The 17,877-nt window shown below is 71.6% G+C and carries 16 protein-coding genes; 10 read left to right on the forward strand and 6 right to left on the reverse strand.

All coding sequences use genetic code 11. The annotated features are described in order from the left end of the window. Positions 1–121: 121 nt before the first annotated feature. From ACFVTR_RS14175 to ACFVTR_RS14190, 4 genes are read left to right on the forward strand one after another with little or no spacing between them, the layout of a single operon-like run. A complete protein-coding gene (locus ACFVTR_RS14175; RefSeq protein ID WP_387038241.1) occupies positions 122–1,705 on the forward strand; it encodes a carboxylesterase/lipase family protein in 1,584 nt (527 codons plus the stop codon). Between the two features lie 56 nt (positions 1,706–1,761). Beyond that, the gene (locus tag ACFVTR_RS14180; protein WP_387038243.1) at positions 1,762–2,484 is read left to right on the forward strand and encodes a TMEM175 family protein; all 723 of its coding nucleotides are present in this window, start codon (positions 1,762–1,764) and stop codon (positions 2,482–2,484) included. A gap of 9 nt (positions 2,485–2,493) precedes the next feature. Further along, on the forward strand, positions 2,494–3,543 hold the full coding sequence (locus ACFVTR_RS14185; protein ID WP_387038245.1) for a zinc-dependent alcohol dehydrogenase family protein: 1,050 nt from the start codon (positions 2,494–2,496) through the stop codon (positions 3,541–3,543). 29 nt (positions 3,544–3,572) lie between these two features. Next, on the forward strand, positions 3,573–3,983 hold the full coding sequence (locus ACFVTR_RS14190; protein WP_387038247.1) for a TIGR03667 family PPOX class F420-dependent oxidoreductase: 411 nt from the start codon (positions 3,573–3,575) through the stop codon (positions 3,981–3,983). A gap of 4 nt (positions 3,984–3,987) precedes the next feature. On the opposite strand, the gene ACFVTR_RS14195 is transcribed toward ACFVTR_RS14190, so the two are convergent. Then, entirely contained in the window at positions 3,988–4,575 is a 588-nt protein-coding gene (locus tag ACFVTR_RS14195) for a hypothetical protein (RefSeq protein WP_387038249.1), read from the reverse strand. 43 nt (positions 4,576–4,618) lie between these two features. Here ACFVTR_RS14195 and ACFVTR_RS14200 point away from each other — a divergent pair, with 43 nt between their 5' ends. Further along, complete coding sequence (locus tag ACFVTR_RS14200; RefSeq protein WP_387038250.1) at positions 4,619–6,058, forward strand: cellulase family glycosylhydrolase; 1,440 nt, start codon at positions 4,619–4,621, stop codon at positions 6,056–6,058. A 6-nt stretch (positions 6,059–6,064) separates the two neighbouring features. On the opposite strand, the gene ACFVTR_RS14205 is transcribed toward ACFVTR_RS14200, so the two are convergent. Then, positions 6,065–6,571: a MarR family winged helix-turn-helix transcriptional regulator gene (locus ACFVTR_RS14205; RefSeq protein WP_387038252.1), complete on the reverse strand. Its 507-nt coding sequence runs from the start codon at positions 6,569–6,571 to the stop codon at positions 6,065–6,067. A gap of 143 nt (positions 6,572–6,714) precedes the next feature. On the opposite strand from ACFVTR_RS14205, the gene ACFVTR_RS14210 reads away from it, so the two are divergent. Next, a complete protein-coding gene (locus tag ACFVTR_RS14210) occupies positions 6,715–8,121 on the forward strand; it encodes an MFS transporter (protein ID WP_387038254.1) in 1,407 nt (468 codons plus the stop codon). 64 nt (positions 8,122–8,185) lie between these two features. On the opposite strand, the gene ACFVTR_RS14215 is transcribed toward ACFVTR_RS14210, so the two are convergent. Then, entirely contained in the window at positions 8,186–8,779 is a 594-nt protein-coding gene (locus tag ACFVTR_RS14215) for a nitroreductase family protein (protein ID WP_387038255.1), read from the reverse strand. Between the two features lie 202 nt (positions 8,780–8,981). Between ACFVTR_RS14215 and ACFVTR_RS14220 the strand changes: the two genes are divergently transcribed. The 4 genes from ACFVTR_RS14220 (at position 8,982) to ACFVTR_RS14235 (ending at position 14,476) form a co-directional block, all read left to right on the forward strand. Beyond that, the gene (locus ACFVTR_RS14220; protein ID WP_387038256.1) at positions 8,982–10,760 is read left to right on the forward strand and encodes a S8 family serine peptidase; all 1,779 of its coding nucleotides are present in this window, start codon (positions 8,982–8,984) and stop codon (positions 10,758–10,760) included. A 128-nt stretch (positions 10,761–10,888) separates the two neighbouring features. Further along, positions 10,889–11,443, forward strand: coding sequence for a TetR/AcrR family transcriptional regulator (locus tag ACFVTR_RS14225; protein WP_387038259.1), 555 nt, complete (start codon positions 10,889–10,891; stop codon positions 11,441–11,443). Between the two features lie 169 nt (positions 11,444–11,612). Further along, a complete protein-coding gene (locus ACFVTR_RS14230; protein WP_387038498.1) occupies positions 11,613–13,061 on the forward strand; it encodes an APC family permease in 1,449 nt (482 codons plus the stop codon). Positions 13,062–13,141: 80 nt separating this feature from the next. Then, positions 13,142–14,476, forward strand: coding sequence for a flavin monoamine oxidase family protein (locus ACFVTR_RS14235; RefSeq protein ID WP_387038261.1), 1,335 nt, complete (start codon positions 13,142–13,144; stop codon positions 14,474–14,476). Positions 14,477–14,545: 69 nt separating this feature from the next. On the opposite strand, the gene ACFVTR_RS14240 is transcribed toward ACFVTR_RS14235, so the two are convergent. The 3 genes from ACFVTR_RS14240 to ACFVTR_RS14250 form a co-directional block, all read right to left on the reverse strand. Beyond that, positions 14,546–15,622: a threonine aldolase family protein gene (locus ACFVTR_RS14240; protein ID WP_387038262.1), complete on the reverse strand. Its 1,077-nt coding sequence runs from the start codon at positions 15,620–15,622 to the stop codon at positions 14,546–14,548. Between the two features lie 158 nt (positions 15,623–15,780). Further along, the gene (locus ACFVTR_RS14245) at positions 15,781–16,905 is read right to left on the reverse strand and encodes an ABC transporter permease (protein WP_387038263.1); all 1,125 of its coding nucleotides are present in this window, start codon (positions 16,903–16,905) and stop codon (positions 15,781–15,783) included. After that, positions 16,902–17,786 (reverse strand): ABC transporter ATP-binding protein, encoded by an 885-nt coding sequence (locus ACFVTR_RS14250; protein ID WP_387038264.1) that lies wholly within the window; start codon positions 17,784–17,786, stop codon positions 16,902–16,904. The genes ACFVTR_RS14245 and ACFVTR_RS14250 overlap by 4 nt, the downstream gene beginning before the upstream one ends. Positions 17,787–17,877 lie beyond the last annotated feature (91 nt).

Raw genomic sequence — 17,877 nt, forward strand, 5'->3', positions numbered from 1 at the left:
GAGTCACGTATTGGGGTTCTCGGAATGACAGCGCTGTCACAATGGCTGCGGCCAGAGTAGCCCGGGCGCGGGTGGGCGTCAAGCATCGGCGGCGTTCACCCGGTGGTCGTACGATGCGCGCATGACGTTGCGTGCGACGCCCGCCCTCCGTGACGACCTCGTCGTCACGACCGACACCGGTGCCGTCCGCGGGGTCCGCCGCAGCGGGGTGCGCCGTTGGCGGGGCATCCCGTTCGCCGACTCGACCGCGGGCGCCGGCCGGTTCCGCGCTCCGCGCCCCGCGCCCGGCTGGGACGGGATCCGCGACGCCGCACACTTCGGCCCCGTCGCGCCGCAGCTGCGGCGCGGCCAGTTCATCGGGGCGGCCCCGCACCTGCCGCGCAGCGAGGACTGCCTGAGCCTCAACGTCATCGCGCCCGACGACTCGGATGCCACGGGGCCGGGGCGCCCCGTCATGGTGTTCCTGCACGGGGGCGCCTACAGCGTCGGCTCGTCTGGCGAGTACCCGCGCCAGGGCGAGCGGCTCGTGCGCCGGCACGGGGTGGTCTACGTCAGCTGCAACTACCGGCTCGGCGCGCTCGGCTGGCTCGACCTGCGCCGCTACGCGAGCGCGGGGCATCCCATCGAATCGAACCTCGGCCTGCACGACCAGCTCGCCGCGCTCGAGTGGGTGCGCCGCAACATCCGCGCCTTCGGCGGCGACCCCGACCGGGTGACCCTCTTCGGCGAGTCGGCGGGCGCCAACTCGGTGACGACGCTGCTCACCGTGCCCGCGGCCGAGGGGCTGTTCGCCCGGGCGATCGCGCAGTCGTCGCCCGCGAACGCGGTCTACTCGGTCGAGACGGCGCAGGCGTGGGCGGGGGAGTACGTGCGGCTGCTCAGCCGCATCGTCGACGACGACGACCTCGACAGCGAAGCGCCGCAGGACGCCGCCGTCATGCTGCGCACGGCCGACCCGGAGCTGCTCGCCAGGGCGACCACCGAGCTCGCGGTGCGGACGCCCGACGAGAACCCCGGCACGATCAGCCTCGCCCCCGTCATCGACGGCGAGTTCCTGCCCGAGCGGCCGCTCGACGCGTTCAAGGCGGGCCGGGCCCATCGGGTGCCGCTCGTCATCGGCACGAACGACCGCGAGGGCTCGCTCTTCGAGGGGCGCATCGACATCCTCCCGACGACGAAGCCGCGCATCCGCGCCATCTTCGCGAACACGCGCAAGCCCGCGCGCAAGGCGATCAAGCGGCAGTACCCGGGCCTGCCCGAGCGGCGGCCGGCGGCCGACTTCGCCGGCGACTTCACCTTCTGGTACCCGAGCGTGAAGCTCGCCGAACGGCACTCGCGGTTCGCGCCGACGTGGTGCTACCGCTTCGACGCGGCGCCCCGCATGGCGAGGCTGCTCGGCCTCGACGCGACCCACGGCCTCGAGCTCTTCGCCCTCTTCGAGAAGTTCGACACCCCGGTCGGCGCCGGGCTCACGGTGCTCGGCGGGCGGCGGATGTTCCGTGCGGTCGGGCGTCGCATGCAGGCGCACTGGGCCGGGTTCGCCGTGCACGGTGAACCGCGCACCGAGGCGGCCGGATGCCTCGCCTGGCCCCGCTACGACGAGGAGCGGCGGCTCACCCTGATCCTCGACGGCCGCGACCGCATCGAGGCCGACCCGCGCGGCGATCGCCGGATCGCGTGGCAGCGCTTCGTGCCGCACGTGTGAGTCGAGCCGGCTCAGAGCCTCGCGGCCCCGGCGGCCGATTCGCTAGCCTTCCACGCATGTCCACCTCGCACCCCTCGACGGCACCCGCGCCCGACGACGGACGCGCTCCCGTCAGGGCGTCGGCCGAGCGACTCAAGGCCTTCACCGACGCCGTCGTCGCGATCGCCATGACCGTGCTCGTGCTGCCGCTCATGGAGAGCGTGACCGACCTCGGCGGCGAGGGCGGCGGCGTCGCCGAATGGTTCGACCGGCACGGCGGGCAGCTCATGAGCTTCACGCTCAGCTTCGTGCTGATCGCGATGTTCTGGCTGACCAACCACCGCGTCTTCGCACGGCTCGAGCGCACCACGCCGGCGCTGCTCTGGCTCAGCGTCGCGTGGATGTTCACGATCGTCTGGTTGCCCGTGCCCACCGCGATGCTCGGTTCGATGGAGGAGGACGACGCCCAGAAGGCCGTCTACGTCGGCAGCCTCATCGTGACGAGCCTCGTCTCGCTCGCGATCCGCTGGTACCTGCTCAGGCACCCCGGGCTGCACGGCGAGTCGCCGGTGCGCCTGCGCCGGGGCATCCTCGCCGATGCGATCTCGGTCGTGCTGTTCTCGCTCGCCCTGCTCATCTCGATCACCGTGCCGGTGATCGGCTACTGGGCCATGTTCCTGCTCGTGCTCGTCTCGCCGCTGCACGCCCTGGTCTCGCGCCTGTTCGAGCGAGGGGAGCGCGGCGGGCGCGGAGCTCCGGAAGGGGCCGGCACCGCCCGGCCCGACGCCGACGGGGAATAGGCTCGGGGCATGCTCGCCACCGTGATCCACGCCGCCCGCGACATCCGCGTCGAGACCGTGCCCGACCCCGTCATCACGACGGGCGACGACGCCATCGTGAAGGTCGTCGCCGCGTGCGTGTGCGGCTCCGACCTGTGGCCGTACCGCGGCGTCACGCCGACGCACGAGCCGCACCGCATCGGCCACGAGTTCATCGGCGTCGTCGAAGCCGTCGGCGACGAGGTCGTCTCGGTGCAGGTCGGCGACTTCGTGATCGCCCCCTTCTACGTGTGCGACAACACCTGCGTGAACTGCCGCAACGGCGTCTCGACCTCGTGCCTGAACGGCGGCTGGTGGGGCGGCGATGACCGCAAGGGGGCCTTCGCCGATGCCGGTCAGGGCGAGCGCGTGCGCGTGCCGCTCGCCGACGGCACGCTCGCCGTCGTGCCCGGGCCGGTGCGCGACGAGCAGGTCCCCGGGCTCCTCACGCTCTCCGACGTCATGGGCACCGGCCACCACGCCGCCGTCTCGGCCGGGGTCGGCCCGGGCGACACCGTCGCCGTCGTGGGCGACGGGGCGGTGGGCCTCTGCGCGATCATCGCCGCGAAGCGGCTCGGCGCCGGCACGATCATCGCGATGAGCCGCCACCCCGAGCGCCAGGCGCTCGCCCGCCGGTTCGGGGCGACCGAGGTCGTCGCCGAACGCGGCCCCGACGGCATCGCGCGGGTGCGGGAGCTCACCGGCGGCATCGGCGCCGACCGGGTGCTCGAGTGCGTCGGCACAAAGGAGTCGATGGACCAGGCGATCCGCTCGGCCCGCCCCGGCGGCATGGTCGGCTATGTCGGCGTGCCGAACGGCGGCCCCGAACTGCCCGTGCGCCAGCTCTTCAACACGAACGTCGGCGTGAACGGCGGCGTCGCGCCCGTGCGCGGCTACATCGAGGAGCTGCTGCCCGACGTGCTCTCTGGCGCGATCGAGCCGGGGCTCGTGTTCGACCTCGAGCTCCCGCTCTCCGAGGCCGCGGAGGCCTACGCGGCGATGGACGAACGCCGGGCGATCAAGGTGCTGCTGCGCCCGTAGGGCGGGACGAGGGAATCGGAGAGGCATCCGTGACGATCGAACTGCAGCTCAGCGACCGTGTGCGCGAACGGCTCGCGACCGAGGAGACCATCTGGCTCACCACGGTGAACCGGCACGGCACGCCCGTGCCGACCCCCGTCTGGTTCGTGTGGAACGACGGCGAGCTCATGCTGCTCTCGAAGCCCGACACCCCCAAGCTCGCGAACCTCGCGCGCAACCCGCGCACCGCGCTGCACTTCAACACCGACGCCGAGGGCGACGACGTCGCGGTGTTCACGGGCTCCGCGCGCATCGGCGAGATCGGCGATGCGCCCGAGTGGGCCCAGTACGCAGAGAAGTACGCCGCAGCGATCGTGCGCATCGGCTACACGGCCGAGCGCTACATCGCCGAGTACTCGGTGCCGGTGCGCGTCGAGGTGGAGCGCGTTCGGGCCTGGTAGGTCGCTACTCGATCACAGGGACGGCGGCCGGAGCCGGCGCCGCGTCGGGTGCCGCGTCGGCCGCCGGTGAGCGCCGCACCGCGGCGACGACCGCCGCGACGGCGCCGACGAGGCATCCGAGCAGTGCACCCGTGAGCGCCGACACCGCGACGCCCGCGACGACCTGCCCGAGGTAGGTGCCGAGATCGGCGTTCACGGCGAAGCTGAGGAAGACGCTGCGTACGAGGTTGCCGCCGATGATCGCCAGGGTTGTGGCACCGACGGCGGTGCCGAACGCCCGACCCGGGCCGGGGTCGGGCCGCTTGGTCGTCGCGGCCCGCAGCTGCACCGCCGCGATCGCGAGCATGACCAGGGCGCCGACGGTGTCGGAGAGCCAGAACGCCCACGTGGTCCCGCCGAGCGGCCAGAGCCGGAGCGGCGGGATGAGGGAGGGCAGCCCCGCGGCCTCGGGGACGATGAGCGCGGGCACCCACGTCGCCAGGAGACCCGCGATCGGCCAGATTCCGGCGAGCACGGCGGCGAGCACGAGGAGCACGAACACGGTGAGGGGGACCCGTCGGAACGAAAGTGGGTCAACTGTCCTAGTCGACATGGGATCGATGCTAGCCTCTCGACCACATGAGTCAAGGAGGACCATGAAGATCTCCGCCCGCACCGGTCTCGCGGCCGCACTCGGCCTCGTCCTGATCGCCGGCGGCGTCGGTGCCGCACTGCGCACGCCGGGGCCGGCGACGGCCGCGGGCTTCATGACCGACGACGACGGGCGCGCGCTCGTGCAGCACGGCTTCTCGACGGCGTCGAGCGCGAAATCCACGCCCGACGGGTTCCCGGTGTTCACCGAGGACGAGCTCGAGGTCGAGTACTCCGACATGGGCACCGACTTCGTGCGGTTCCTCATCTCGTGGCGCGCGGTCGAACCCGAACCGGGCGTGTACGACGAGGAGTACCTCGACGGCGTGCAGGAGCGCGTCGACTGGTATGCCGAGCGCGGCTACCACGTCATGCTCGACATGCATCAAGACCTGTGGGGTTCGGCGATCACCCCCTCGGGCATGAGCGGCAACGGTGCACCGGCGTGGGCCACGTACATGGACGGTCTGCCGGTCGCCGACCACGACATGTGGGAGCTCTACTACCTCGAGCCCGGCGTCATCCGCGCCTTCGACAACTTCTGGAACACGACCGGCGCCCACCCCGAACTGGCCGAGCACTACGCCGGCGCCTGGCGCGTCGTCGCCGAGCGCTTCGCCGACGACCCGACCGTCGTCGCCTACGACCTCATGAACGAGCCGTATGGCGGCACCCTGCAGGGGCCCGCCTTCGAGGCTGGCCCGCTGACGACGCTCTACCAGGAGGTCACGAAGGAGATCCGCGAGGTCGACGAGAACACCTGGGTCTGCCTGGAGCCGCAGGCGATGGGCTTCAACTGGGGGCTGCCGAGCGGGCTCGGCACGGTCGACGACCCGCGCGAGGGCGACCCGCGCGTCGCGTTCTGCCCGCACCTCTACCCGCTCCCGATGGATCTCGGCGACGGCTTCAGCGGCACGTCGCGCGAGCTGGTCGAGGGTACCGTCGCGGCCTGGCGGTCGAACGTGCTGCGGACGGCGGAGAAGCTCGGCGGGGTGCCGATCATCCTCGGCGAGTTCGGCCTCGACACCACGCTCCCGGGCGCGCTCGACTACGTCGATCTCGTCTACGAGACGGCGGACGCCTCGGGCATGGGCGTGGCGTACTGGTCGCGCGACCCGGGCAGCTGGGGGCCGTACGAGGCCGACGGCACTCCGCGCAACCTGATCGGGGCGCTCGACCGGCCGTACCCGCGTGCGATCGCAGGCACCCTCGTGGGCTGGGACTCGGAGCCCGAGCGCCTCGCGATCGAGGTCGTGCCCCGCGCCGCCGACGCAGCCGGTTCCTCCGGCGCGGCACGCGTTAGCGAGGCGTACCTGCCGTCGGGCGCGTTCCCGAATGGCGGCGAGGTCGCCGGCGGCGAGGTCGTCGAGTGGGATGCCGCGACGCGCGTGCTCACGTTCGAGATCGACCCCGACACGATCGACGTGGTCATCACCCCGCGCTGACCCGGCCTACGCGTCGATGTCGTCGAGGCGCGCGATGACGACCTCGAGCAGACGCGCGAGCTCGCCGCGCTCGTCGTCGCTCAAGTCCTGCAGCACGTCGGACTCGACGACGTCGGACCCGCGGATCGCGACGCTGAACAGCTGCCACCCGGCGTCGGTGAGGCTCACGTAGATGCGCGTGCGGTTCTCGGCGTCGGGCGTGCGCTCGATGAGCCCGCGCTCGGCGAGCTTGTCGAGGCGGTGCGTCATCGACGAGGGGGCGACGTTCGTGAGCTCGGCGAGCTGGCTCGGGGTGAGCGCCTCGCCGGCCTTCGCGAGCGAGGTGACGACGGCCCATTCGCCGGCCGTGACCTCGAGGTCGACGAGCTGGCGCGCGTACCACTGGTCGAGCTTCTTCGTGAGGCTCTGCACCGCGGTGATGACCCGCTGCACCGACTCCTCGCCGCCCGCCTTGACGTAGGTCGCGACGGCGCGCCGGTGCAGCTCCTGGGCGCTCGGGGTGCGTTGTGCCATACGGGAATTCTCGCATGCATCTTTCGGTTGCTAATATTTCGATATCGAAGACTTCGTATTCGAAGGGTGAGGGATGCCTCGGGGCCGACGCCGGCCGCGAGGCATCCCTCTGCTCGTCGAGACCTCGGGAGGAGGACACCATCATGCGCGCACGACTGCTCATCCTGGCCAGTGCCATCGGTTCGCTCGGTTGGGGGGCGGTGCTGCCCTACCAGTACGCCTACGCCGCCGACACCCGTGACTGGGGTGCCCTCGTCGCCGCGGGCGCTTCGTCGCTGTTCTCGATCGGGGCCCTCGTCGCCGCGCCGCTCGCCGGCCGTCTCGCCGACCGCTTCGACCCCGTGCGCGTCGCCGTCATCGCCCAGCTGCTCGGCGCGGCGGGCGTCGCCTCGCTCGTCTTCGCCGATGTGCCGGCCGTCTTCCTCGCGGGCATGCTCGTCTTCGGGCTCGGCCTCTCGGCCGCGGTGCCGGCGAAGCAGGTGCTCGCGCTCAACTGGTCGTCGAGCGACGACCGCCGCAAGGTGTTCGCGTACAAGTTCACGGGCGAGGCGCTCGGCATGGCTGCGGGCGCATTCCTCGCGGGACTCGTCGTCGACCTCGACCGGGCCGACGGGCTCGATGTCGGGTTCATGATGGCTGCGGGCGGCTTCGTGCTGTCGTCGGCGATCATCGCACTCGCCGGGCGGCTGAGCTTCGCCGGCCGGCTCGCGGGCGGTGCGCGCGCCGCTGCCGTCGGCGGCCCTGCCTCCGTCTCGACCGCGACCGGCTCGTTCGGCGCGATCGACGCGGCCACCGGGGCGATCGCCGCGGTCGACCTCGACGGCGACGGGCACGCCGACGGCGCCGCACGCTCGCGCGGCGCGCTCCGGGTGATCTTCGCCCAGCCCGCCATGCGGTGGACGGCGGTCGTGACGATCGCGCTCGCGCTCGGCTTCTACGCCCAGTTCGAGTCGGGCCTGCCCGCCTACGGCATCACCGTGCTCGACGTCGACCCCTCGGCGATCGGCCTCGCCGCCGCGATCAACTGCCTCGTCATCGTGGCGCTGCAGGTCATCGTGGTGAAGCTCACCGCGAAGCGCAGCGCCCCCGCCCTGCTCATGGCGGTCGGCTCGATCTGGGTGGTCTCCTGGCTCATCCTCTCGGCAGCGCAGTTCTCGCCCGGCATCGCCACGGCGCTGTTCGTCACGACCTACGGCATCTTCGCCGTCGGCGAGACGATCTACAGCCCCGTGCTGAACCCCCTCACCGCGCAGCTCGCGCCGAAGGGCATGGTCGGCCAGACGCTCGGCACGATCGCCGCGCTGCAGACGGCGTTCTCGGCGGCCGGCCCGCTCGTCGCGGGCGTGCTGCTCGGCGCGGGACTCACCGACGTCTTCCTCGGCATGCACGTCGCCGTGAGCGCGCTCGCCGTGTTCGCCGCGTGGCGCATCAAGAAGGCGCTCGAGCGCGAGCCCGTCGCGGTCGCCGTCGACGAGTCGGCCGCACCGGTCGAGCCCGCGAACGTGCGCGAGGAGCCGCCGACCACCCCGGTCGACCTCGTGCGCGCATAGCGCGGACATGCACGGATGCCCCGGGGCGAACCCCGGGGCATCCGTGTCGTGCTGAAGCCGGCGACTACTCGCCGACGGTGACGAACTCGTCGAGGGTCTTGCGCTGACGCGGTGCGACCTCGCGCTCGCGGAGCACCTCGGGCAGACGGTCGACGTCGCCGAGCGCGCCGATCGTGGTGATCGAGACGACCTCGAGGGCGTCGTCGAGGCCGAAGGCCTGGTGGATGGCCTTCGCGTCGAAGCCGCCCATCTGGTGGGTGTGCAGGCCCTCGTGCTGCGCCTGCACGGTGAGGTGCGCGACGGCCTGGCCGAGGTCGTAGCGCGCCCACGGGCGCTCGCGGCCCTCGGCGTCGACCGTCTCGGCGACGTTCGCGATGAGCACGGCGGCCGAGTCGGCCCAGGCCTGGTTGAACCCGGCCATCGCGTCGTGCAGCTTCGTGAAGGCGGCGGTGCCGCGGCGGGCGACGATGAAGCGCCACGGCTGCGAGTTGTTCGCCGACGGCGCCCAGCGGGCGGCCTCGAGGATCGTGCGGAGGGTCTCGGTCTCGATGACGGCCGCGGGGTCGAACGCGCGGGGGCTCCAGCGGTCGGCGAGCGGGTCGATGAGCGGAGCGGCGGTGTCGGCCTTGCGGGAGGTGAGGTCGGTGACGAGGGTCATGAGCAGTGCTTCCTGGATCGAGTGATATGCCGGGTCGCCGTCGTCCCGAAAAATGCAAACGCATGGATGCTACGCCGCATTCCCCGAGCGCGAGCTGAACGCGTTCACTCGCCGGCGAGCGCGCTCAGCGCGCCCCCTGTTCGAGGGGCAGCAGCTGTGACAGCATTGCCGGGCAAGTTCCATCAACGAGGAAGGAAACTACATGCTGAAGATGCGATCCATCGCAGCAGCTTCCGTGTTCGCGCTCGGGTTGACCGCGCTCGCCGCGTCACCCGCGGGCGCCGTCACCGGCGCGGATTCGAGCGGCGACCACGAGTACGTCGTGCTCTTCGCCGAGGGCGTCTCGAGCGCCGATGCGCTCGCCGCGGTCGAGGCCGCCGGCGGCACCGTCGTCGCCGAGAACACGGCCGTCGGCGTCGCCACCGTCACCGCCGGGGCCGGCTTCGCCGCCGCGGCCGACGCGCAGGCGGCCATCGAGGGCACCGCCGAGAACCGGGTGATCGGCGACGTGCCCGAGTCGCGCGCCGCGAACGGCGAGGCCCGCAAGGCCGACGCCGTCGAGCAGGAGACCCGCGAGGCGGGGCTGGCCGATGGGCCGCGCAGCGCGAAGGGCGCCGCGAAGGCCGACAAGGGCAAGAAGCACCGGCCGGGCACGCCCGTTGCCGAGCCGCTCGCCGGGCTCCAGTGGGACATGGAGCAGATCGACGCCACCGTCGACGGCTCGTACGCCCGCCAGCAGGGCTCGAAAGGCGTTCGCGTCGGCATCATCGACACCGGCGTCGACGGCAGCCACCTCGACATCGCACCGAACTTCGACGCGGCGCTGAGCCGCAACTTCACCGTCGACGTCCCCGTCGACGCGAACGGCGCCGAGGTCGACGGCGCGTGCGCCGATGACCCCGACGGCTCCTGCGAGGACGCGGCCGACGTCGACGAGAACGGCCACGGCACCCACGTCGCCTCGACGATCGGTTCGCCGATCAACGGTCTCGGCATGGCCGGCGTCGCGCCGAACGTGACCCTCGTGAACCTCCGCGCCGGTCAGGACTCGGGCTACTTCTTCCTCCAGCCGTCGATCGACGCCCTCACCTACGCGGGCGACAACGGCATCGACGTCGTCAACATGAGCTACTACGTCGACCCGTGGCTGTTCAACTGCACGAGCCACCCGGCCGACTCGCCCGAGGACCAGGCCGAGCAGGCCGTCATCATCGAGGCGATGCAGCGCGCGCTCGACTACGCCCGCGGCCACGGCGTGACGCTCGTCGCCGCAGCCGGCAACGAGGCGATCGACTACACCAAGGCGGTCACCGACGCGGGCAGCCCCGACTTCGCGAGCGTGCCCGGTGAGGCCGCGTACGTGCGCGACCTGCTCGACCCCGCCTCGTGCGTGTCGATGCCGGCCGAAGGCGACGGCGTGATCTCGGTCTCGAGCACGGGCATCTCGGAGCGCAAGGCGTACTACTCGAGCTACGGCAACGGGTACATCGACGTGGCGGCACCCGGCGGCGACTCGTACGACACCCCGGCCGGCACGCGCGACGTCACGAAGACGATCCTCGCGGCCTACCCCGAGTCGCTCGCGATCGCGAACGGCGAGATCGACGAGAACGGCGACCCGCTCGTCTCGAACATCGTGAAGAGCTGCGACGACGAGGGCACCTGCGGGTACTACCAGTTCATCCAGGGCACCTCGATGGCCTCGCCGCACGCTGCGGGCGTCGCGGCGCTCATCGTGAGCCAGTACGGCGCGAAGGACCCGCTGAAGGGCGGCCTGCGCATGAACCCGAACGCGGTCGAGAGCAAGCTGCTGAAGACGGCGGTCGACGAGGCGTGCCCGGTCCCGGCCGACTTCACGTACACCCGTCACCTGCCGAGCGGGGCGACCGCGACGGCGACCCACACGTGCGAGAGCGCGAAGAAGAGCAACGGCTTCTACGGCTCGGGCATCGTGAACGCGCTGGCGGCCATCGGCCGCTGATCGACGCCGGGCGCCGGTGACGGCGCACGCGCGGCATCGGGCGCGGCATCCGTTCTCACCGAACGGGTGCCGCGCCCTTCGTCGTCCGATGAGCGGATGTCTCGCCGTCGTCCTCGTACGATGTGCAGATGATCACCGTCGATGGGCAGGCCGCCCGAGTCCTCGCCGCGTACACCGACCTGCTGGTCGAGAGGGGCATCCGCGGCGCGACGCTCGAGGCGGTCGCGAGCCGGGCGGGGCTGTCGAAGTCGGGCGCCCTGCACCACTTCGGGTCGGTGGGGGCGTTGCGCGCCGCGCTCTTCGTCGAGATGCGGGCGCAGGCCGCGCGCGACGCCGACGAGATGCGCTCCGCGCCCGAAGCGGCGGTGCGGTACTACCTCGTGTCCTCGCTCGACCGCGACAGCGAGCTCGAGCGGCTCATCGACGCCGGGTACCGGGTCGCGCAGACGGGCGACGAGGCGGCGATCGAGGCGTTGCGAGCCTGCCGCGACGACTGGCTCGAGGCGCTCGTCGCGGCGACGGGCGACGAGGCGCTCGCGCGGATGGTCCTCTTCGCCGGCGATGGCATGAACCACAACGCGCTGATGAGCCCGCCCGAGGGCGACGAGGTGCTCGCGCCGGCGATCGTCGAGGAGCTCGTCGCGACGCTCGAGGCGATGCAGGCGCCCCGAGCGCGGGCCTGAGCGGGCCTCTCCCCGGAGACAGACCGACTAGTCGGTCGGTGACGTATGCTGTTCACGTCCCCCCACCCCTCGACGACGAGCAGGTACCGTGAGCACCACCCGCGCGGCAAGCCCCGCTTCCCCCTCCACCTCCGCATCCCGGTCGGAAACGCCCACCAAGGGCCTCGCCATCGGCAAGCTCGGGCTCTGGGGCTCGACCGTCATCGGCATCGCCTCGACCGCGCCGCTGTTCTCGCTCGCCGCGACGCTCGGCTACGTGATCATCGCCGTCGGCGCGCAGGCGCCCGTCGCGTTCATCCTCGCGTTCGTGCCGATGCTGTTCACCGCCTTCGCCTACCGCGAGCTCAACAACGACGTGCCCGACTGCGGCACGGTGTTCACGTGGGCGGCGAAGGCGTTCGGTCCGCGCACCGGCTGGATGGCCGGCTGGAGCATCGCCGTGGCGGGCGTGCTCGTCATGGCGAACCTCGCCGAGATCGCCTCGGTCTACCTGCTCAGCCTCATCGGCGACGGCTCGCTGGCCGAGGACCGCGCGCTCGTCACTGCGTTCGGATGCCTCATCATCGCCGCCATGACCTGGGTGTCGCTGCGCGGCGTCGAGATCGGCGAGCGCATGCAGCAGGTGCTGCTCGCGATCCAGTACCTCGCGATGGCGGCCTTCGTGATCGGATGCCTCGTCGGCTACTTCTCGGGCAACGCCCCCGACGCGACGCCCGTCTCACTCGACTGGTTCAACCCGTTCCTCGCCGACGGCACCGGCATGGTGCAGGCGATCCTGCTCGCGCTGTTCATCTACTGGGGCTGGGACACCTGCCTCGCCCTCACCGAGGAGACGAAGGACCCGCGTCGCACTCCCGGTCGCGCCGCCACGCTCACCACCGTCATCCTGCTGATCACCTACGTCGGCATCACCGTCGTCGCCATGATGTTCGCCGGCCTCGGCGACACCGGCACGGGCCTCGCGAACGAGACGAACGCCGACGACGTGTTCTCGGTGCTCGCCGGCATGGCGATGGGCCCGATGGGCTGGTTCCTCGTGATCGCCGTCGCGATCTCGGCGCTCTCCTCCTCGCAGACCACCATCCTCCCGACCGCGCGCGGCACCTTCGCCATGGGCGTCTACCAGGCCCTGCCCGCCCGCTTCGCCAAGGTGCACGAGGCGTCGAAGACGCCGACCTTCTCGACGACCCTCGTCGGCGTCATCGCGATCGTCTACTACGCGGGAATGAACCTCGTCTCGACCGACGTGCTCGCCGATTCGCTGCTCTCGATGGGTCTCGCCATCGCCTTCTTCTACGCCATCGCGAGCTTCGCGTGCGTCTGGTACTTCCGCCGGACGCTCTTCGCCAGCCGCCGGAACGTGTTCTACCGTCTCGTCTTCCCGCTGCTCGGCGGGCTGTTCATGACGTGGGCGTTCGTGCAGTCGGCGATCGACATGCTGAATCCCGACTACGGCTACTCGCAGCTCGCGGGGGTCGGCGGCGCCTTCATCGTGGGCATCGGCTCGCTGCTGCTCGGCGTCGTGCTCATGTTCGTGTGGGCGCTGTTCCCGGGCTCGCGCGACTACTTCCAGAAGCGCTCGCTGAACCGCGACACCGAGGTGCTCGCGCCCGAATGAGCCATGACGGATGCCTCGAGGCATCTCGTCTCGTCACCCTCCCTCCTGAACTCCTTCCCGAATGAATGGATGAGAAGCCCATGTTCGACACCGTCATCGTCGGAGCCGGCGTCGCCGGGTTGACCGCGGCCCGTCTGTTGCAGGCCGCCGGCCGCAGCGTCGTCGTGCTCGAAGCCCGCGATCGCATCGGGGGTCGGACCTGGACCGACCGCTCCTCGGGCTTCAGCGTCGACCGGGGCGCCTCGTGGATCCACGGGCTCGAGGGCAACCCCCTCACCGAGCTCGTCGAGGCCTTCGGCATGCCGACCATCGAGTTCACCGTCGGCAGCTTCCAAGCGGGCGGGCGCCCGATCGCGAACTACGACGAGGCGCACCGCGAACTCGACGCCGCGGAGACCGAGGCGTGGCTCGCCGATGCCGAGGCGGTCGGCGCTCGTCTCGTGGCAGCGGCAGACGCATCGGAGCCCGACGAAAGCTACGCCGACGTCGTCGAGCACGTGATCGCGGAGCTCGGCTGGAGCGGGGAGCGCGCGGCTCGCGCACGAGCGTTCCACCGTCACCGCACCGAGGAGCAGTGCGGTGCCGACAGCGCCGACGTCGACGCCCACGGGCTCGACGAAGACGCGATCGATGGCGACGAGGTCGTCTTCCCGGGCGGCTACGACGCGCTCGCGACGGCGCTCGCCGAGGGCGTGGACGTGCGTCTCGGGCACGTCGTCACCGCGGTCGAGCGGTCGGGGTCTGACGGTGACGCCGGCGTGCGCGTCACGACCGGATCGGAGGCGTTCGAGGCCCGCGAGGTGGTGGTCACGGTGCCGCTCGGCGTGCTCAAGGCGGGGTCGATCGACTTCGAGCCCGCGCTGCCCGAGTCGGTGGCCGGGGCGATCGACCGCGTCGGCATGGGCACGTTCGACAAGGTCTTCCTGCAGTTCCCCGAGCGCTTCTGGCAGGACGGCGCCTACGCGATCCGCCAGCTCGGCGCCGACAGCGTGCCCTGGCACTCGTGGTACGACGTGTCGGCCGTGAGCGGCACCCCGATGCTGCTGACCTTCGCGGGCGGCGAGTGGGCGCGGCGGATCGAGCAGATGGCCGACGAGGAGATCGTCGCCTCGGTGCTCGAAGGGCTTCAGCGTCTCTACGGCGACGCCGTGCCCGAGCCGACCGGCCACTGGATCACCCGCTGGGGCTCCGACCCGTTCGCCCTCGGCTCGTACTCCTTCGTCGCCCGCGGCGCCTCGTACGACGACCACGACCTGATCGCCACGCCGGTCGGCGGAGTACTGCACCTCGCCGGCGAGGCGACCTGGGGCGACTGCCCGGCGACCGTGAACGGGGCGCTCCTCTCGGGGCACCGCGCGGCCGAGCGCATCCTCGGCGCCTCGATCCCGATTCAGAGCCTCGCCGATTCCCGCTGAGCCGGTCGCTGAGAAACGACGAAGGTGCGGCATCCGAACGGATGCCGCACCCTCATCGTGTCCGGCCGCTTACGCCGCCGCGAGCTCCTCGCGGATGCCGGCGACGAACGCGTCGATGTCGGCTTCGCTCGTGTCGAATCCGCACATCCAGCGGACCTCGCCGCGGGCGGCGTCCCAGTCGTAGAAGCGGAAGCCGCGGTCGCGCAGCTTGTCGGCGACGCCCTGCGGCAGGGTCGCGAAGACGCCGTTCGACTGCGTCTCCTGCGAGAAGCCGAGACCCGGCAGCTCGCCCGCCGCGATGCCCGCGTCGAGCGCGCCGCGCAGGCGCGAGGCCATCGCGTTCGCGTGCGTCGCGTTGCGGAGCCACAGGTCGCCCTCGTAGAGCGCGATGAGCTGCGCCGAGACGAAGCGCATCTTCGAGGCGAGCTGCATGTTGAGCTTGCGCAGGTACTTCAGGCCCTCGGATGCCTCGGGGTTCAGCACCACGATCGCCTCGGCGCCGAGGCATCCGTTCTTGGTGCCGCCGACGCTCAGCACATCGACGCCCGCGTCACGGGTGAACGCGCGGAGCGGCACGCCGAGCGAGGCGCCCGCGTTCGAGAGGCGCGCGCCGTCCATGTGCAGCTTCATGCCGAGCGAGTGGGCGTGATCGGCGATCGCGCGCACCTCGTCGACGGTGTACGCGGTGCCGAGCTCGCTCGTCTGCGTGATCGACACGACGAGCGGCTGCGCACGGTGCTCGTCGCCCCAGCCCCACGCCTCCTCGTCGATGAGCTCGGGGGTGAGCTTGCCGTCGGGCGCGGCGACGGTGAGCAGCTTGATGCCGCCGACGCGCTCGGGCGCCCCGCCCTCGTCGGAGTTGATGTGCGCCGTCTTCGCCGAGACGACCGCACCCCAGCGCGGCAGCATCGACTGCAGGCCGGTCACGTTCGCGCCGGTGCCGTTGAACACGGGGAACGCCTCGACGCCCTCGCCGAAGTGGTGGGCGAACACCTGCTGCAGGCGCTCGGTGTAGACGTCTTCGCCGTAGGCGACCTGGTGGCCGTCGTTGGCGGTCGCGATGGCGGCGAGCACGTCGGGGTGCACGCCCGAGTAGTTGTCGGAGGCGAAGCCGCGGAAGGTCGTGTCGTGGAGCGGAGAGTTCACCGAACCATCCTCGCATCCGCGGGCGGGCGGGCATCGTGACGGCGGGCGCACGGAATCGCCGTATTCGCGCCGCGCACGCAGTTCTGACGCGCGAAGCGGGCGGATGCCGGGGCCCCCACCCCGTGGCATCCGCCCGCAGCTCGACTCGCCCGAGGCCGCTATCCGCGCAGCGCCTCGGCGAGGGGCACCCGCGACCCCGTCTTGAGGAGGGTGTTGCGGTAGATCCGCTCGCCGATCACGACCGCGAGCGCCGTCGTCGCGATGAGGATCACGAGCGAGAGGATCGGCTCCCACCACTCGGCCTGGCCGAGGAAGATGCGCACCGGCATTCCGACCGGGGCCGAGAACGGCACGTAGCTCATGATGCCGAGCACGGTCGGGTCGTCGAAGAAGAAGATCACGAGGAAGTACGGGATCATCACGAGCATCGTCACGGGCGTCGTGACCGAGCCCATGTCCTCGGCGCGCGACACCATCGCGGCGCTCGCGGCGAAGAGCGCGGCGAGCATCACGAAGCCGATCGCGAAGAACACGACGAACCAGATCACCGAGCTGCCGAGCCCGCCGAGCAGCACCTTCTGCCCGGTGACGAGCAGCCCGGCGATCGCGAGCACCGCGATCGCGAGGATCTGCCCGAACGCGAGCACGCTGTTGCCGATCACCTTGCCCGTGAGCAGCGCCCGGGCCGACACCGTCGAGAGCAGGATCTCGACGACGCGGGTCTGCTTCTCCTCGACGACCGACTGCGCGATCGTCGAGCCGAAGGTGATGGCCGACATGAAGAACACGATGCCGAAGCCGAAGGCGACGAGGTACGCGAGGCCGGGGTCGACCGCCGCCGGCTCGAGCAGCTCGACCGTCGGGCGGACCGCGAGCGCCGACACGACGCCCGACGGCGTCTGGTCGAGGCCGGTGACGGTGATGCCGAGGGGGTCGGATGGCGCGGGGCTGATGATCGCCTCGACCTCGCCGTCGCGCAGCAGCTGCTCGCCGGCGGCCTCGTCGTCGACGGGCGCCGGGTCGAGCGCCGGATTGCCCTCGACGGCGGTCGCAGCCGACCCGACGACGGCGACCTTCGCCGGGTCGGACTGGCCGCCGAAGAGGCTGCCGAGCACGACCGAGGCGAGCACGGCGAGCATGAGGATGCCGGTGGAGATGAGGAAGGCCTTGCTGCGCAGCCGCATCGTGATCTCGCGACCCGCGATGAGCGAGACGCTGTCGACGAAGCTCGGCTCGCCCGGTCGGGTCGCCGTGACCGGTCGCTGCTGGGACTGCGTGCTCATCGCACGACCTCCTTGAAGATCTGGGCGAGCGTGGTGTGCTCGCGGGTGAAGCTGACGACCTCGCCGCGGGTGACGGCCTCGGCGAGCACCGCCTGCCGCGCGGCATCCGATTCGGCTTCGAAGACCGCCCAGCCGCCGTCGAACTCGGCGACCGTGATGCCCTTGCGATCGCGCAGCCAGCCGGTGTCGCCGTCGGTCAGCAGTTCCCAGCGCTCCGAGCCGTGCTCGGCGCGGAGGGCGTCGCGAGCGCCGGAGGCGGCGATGCGGCCGCCCGCGATGATGACGAGGTCGTCGCAGAGGCGTTCGACGATGTCGAGCTGGTGCGAGGAGAAGAGCACGGGCACCCCGCCGGCTGCGGCGTCGGCGAGCACGCCTTGCACGGTCTCGACCGCGATCGGGTCGAGGCCGGAGAACGGCTCGTCGAGCACGAGCACCTCGGGGTGATGGACGAGCGCCGCGGCGATCTGCGCCCGCTGCTGGTTGCCGAGCGAGAGCGACTCGATGGTGTCGTCGAGGCGCTCGCCGAGGCCGAGGCGCTCGAGCAGCTCGCTCGCGTTGCGGCGCGCCGCGGCGGGGGCCCAGCCGTGCAGGCGGGCGAGGTAGACCGCCTGCTCGAGCACCTTCATCTTCGGGTAGAGCCCGCGCTCCTCGGGCATGTAGCCGAAGCGGCGGCGGTCGGCGGCGGTGAGGGGCGATCCGTCGAGCGCGACGCGGCCGCCGTCGGCCGCGAGCACGCCGAGGATGATGCGCATCGTCGTCGTCTTGCCGGCGCCGTTGCCGCCCACGAAGCCGGTGAGGCGGCCGTCGCCGACCGAGAAGGAGACCGCGTCGAGTGCGAGACGATCGCCGTAGCGCTTGGTCACGTCGTTGAGTTCGAGCATGCTCCCACGGTACGGATGCCCCGCGGCGGGCGTCATCCGCCTCGCGACGGGGATCGCGGCTCCGCCTCGCGGGGGAGGTGCGCCGGGTTGC

This window comes from Agromyces sp. NPDC058126, assembly GCF_042884595.1.
GTDB lineage: Bacteria > Actinomycetota > Actinomycetes > Actinomycetales > Microbacteriaceae > Agromyces.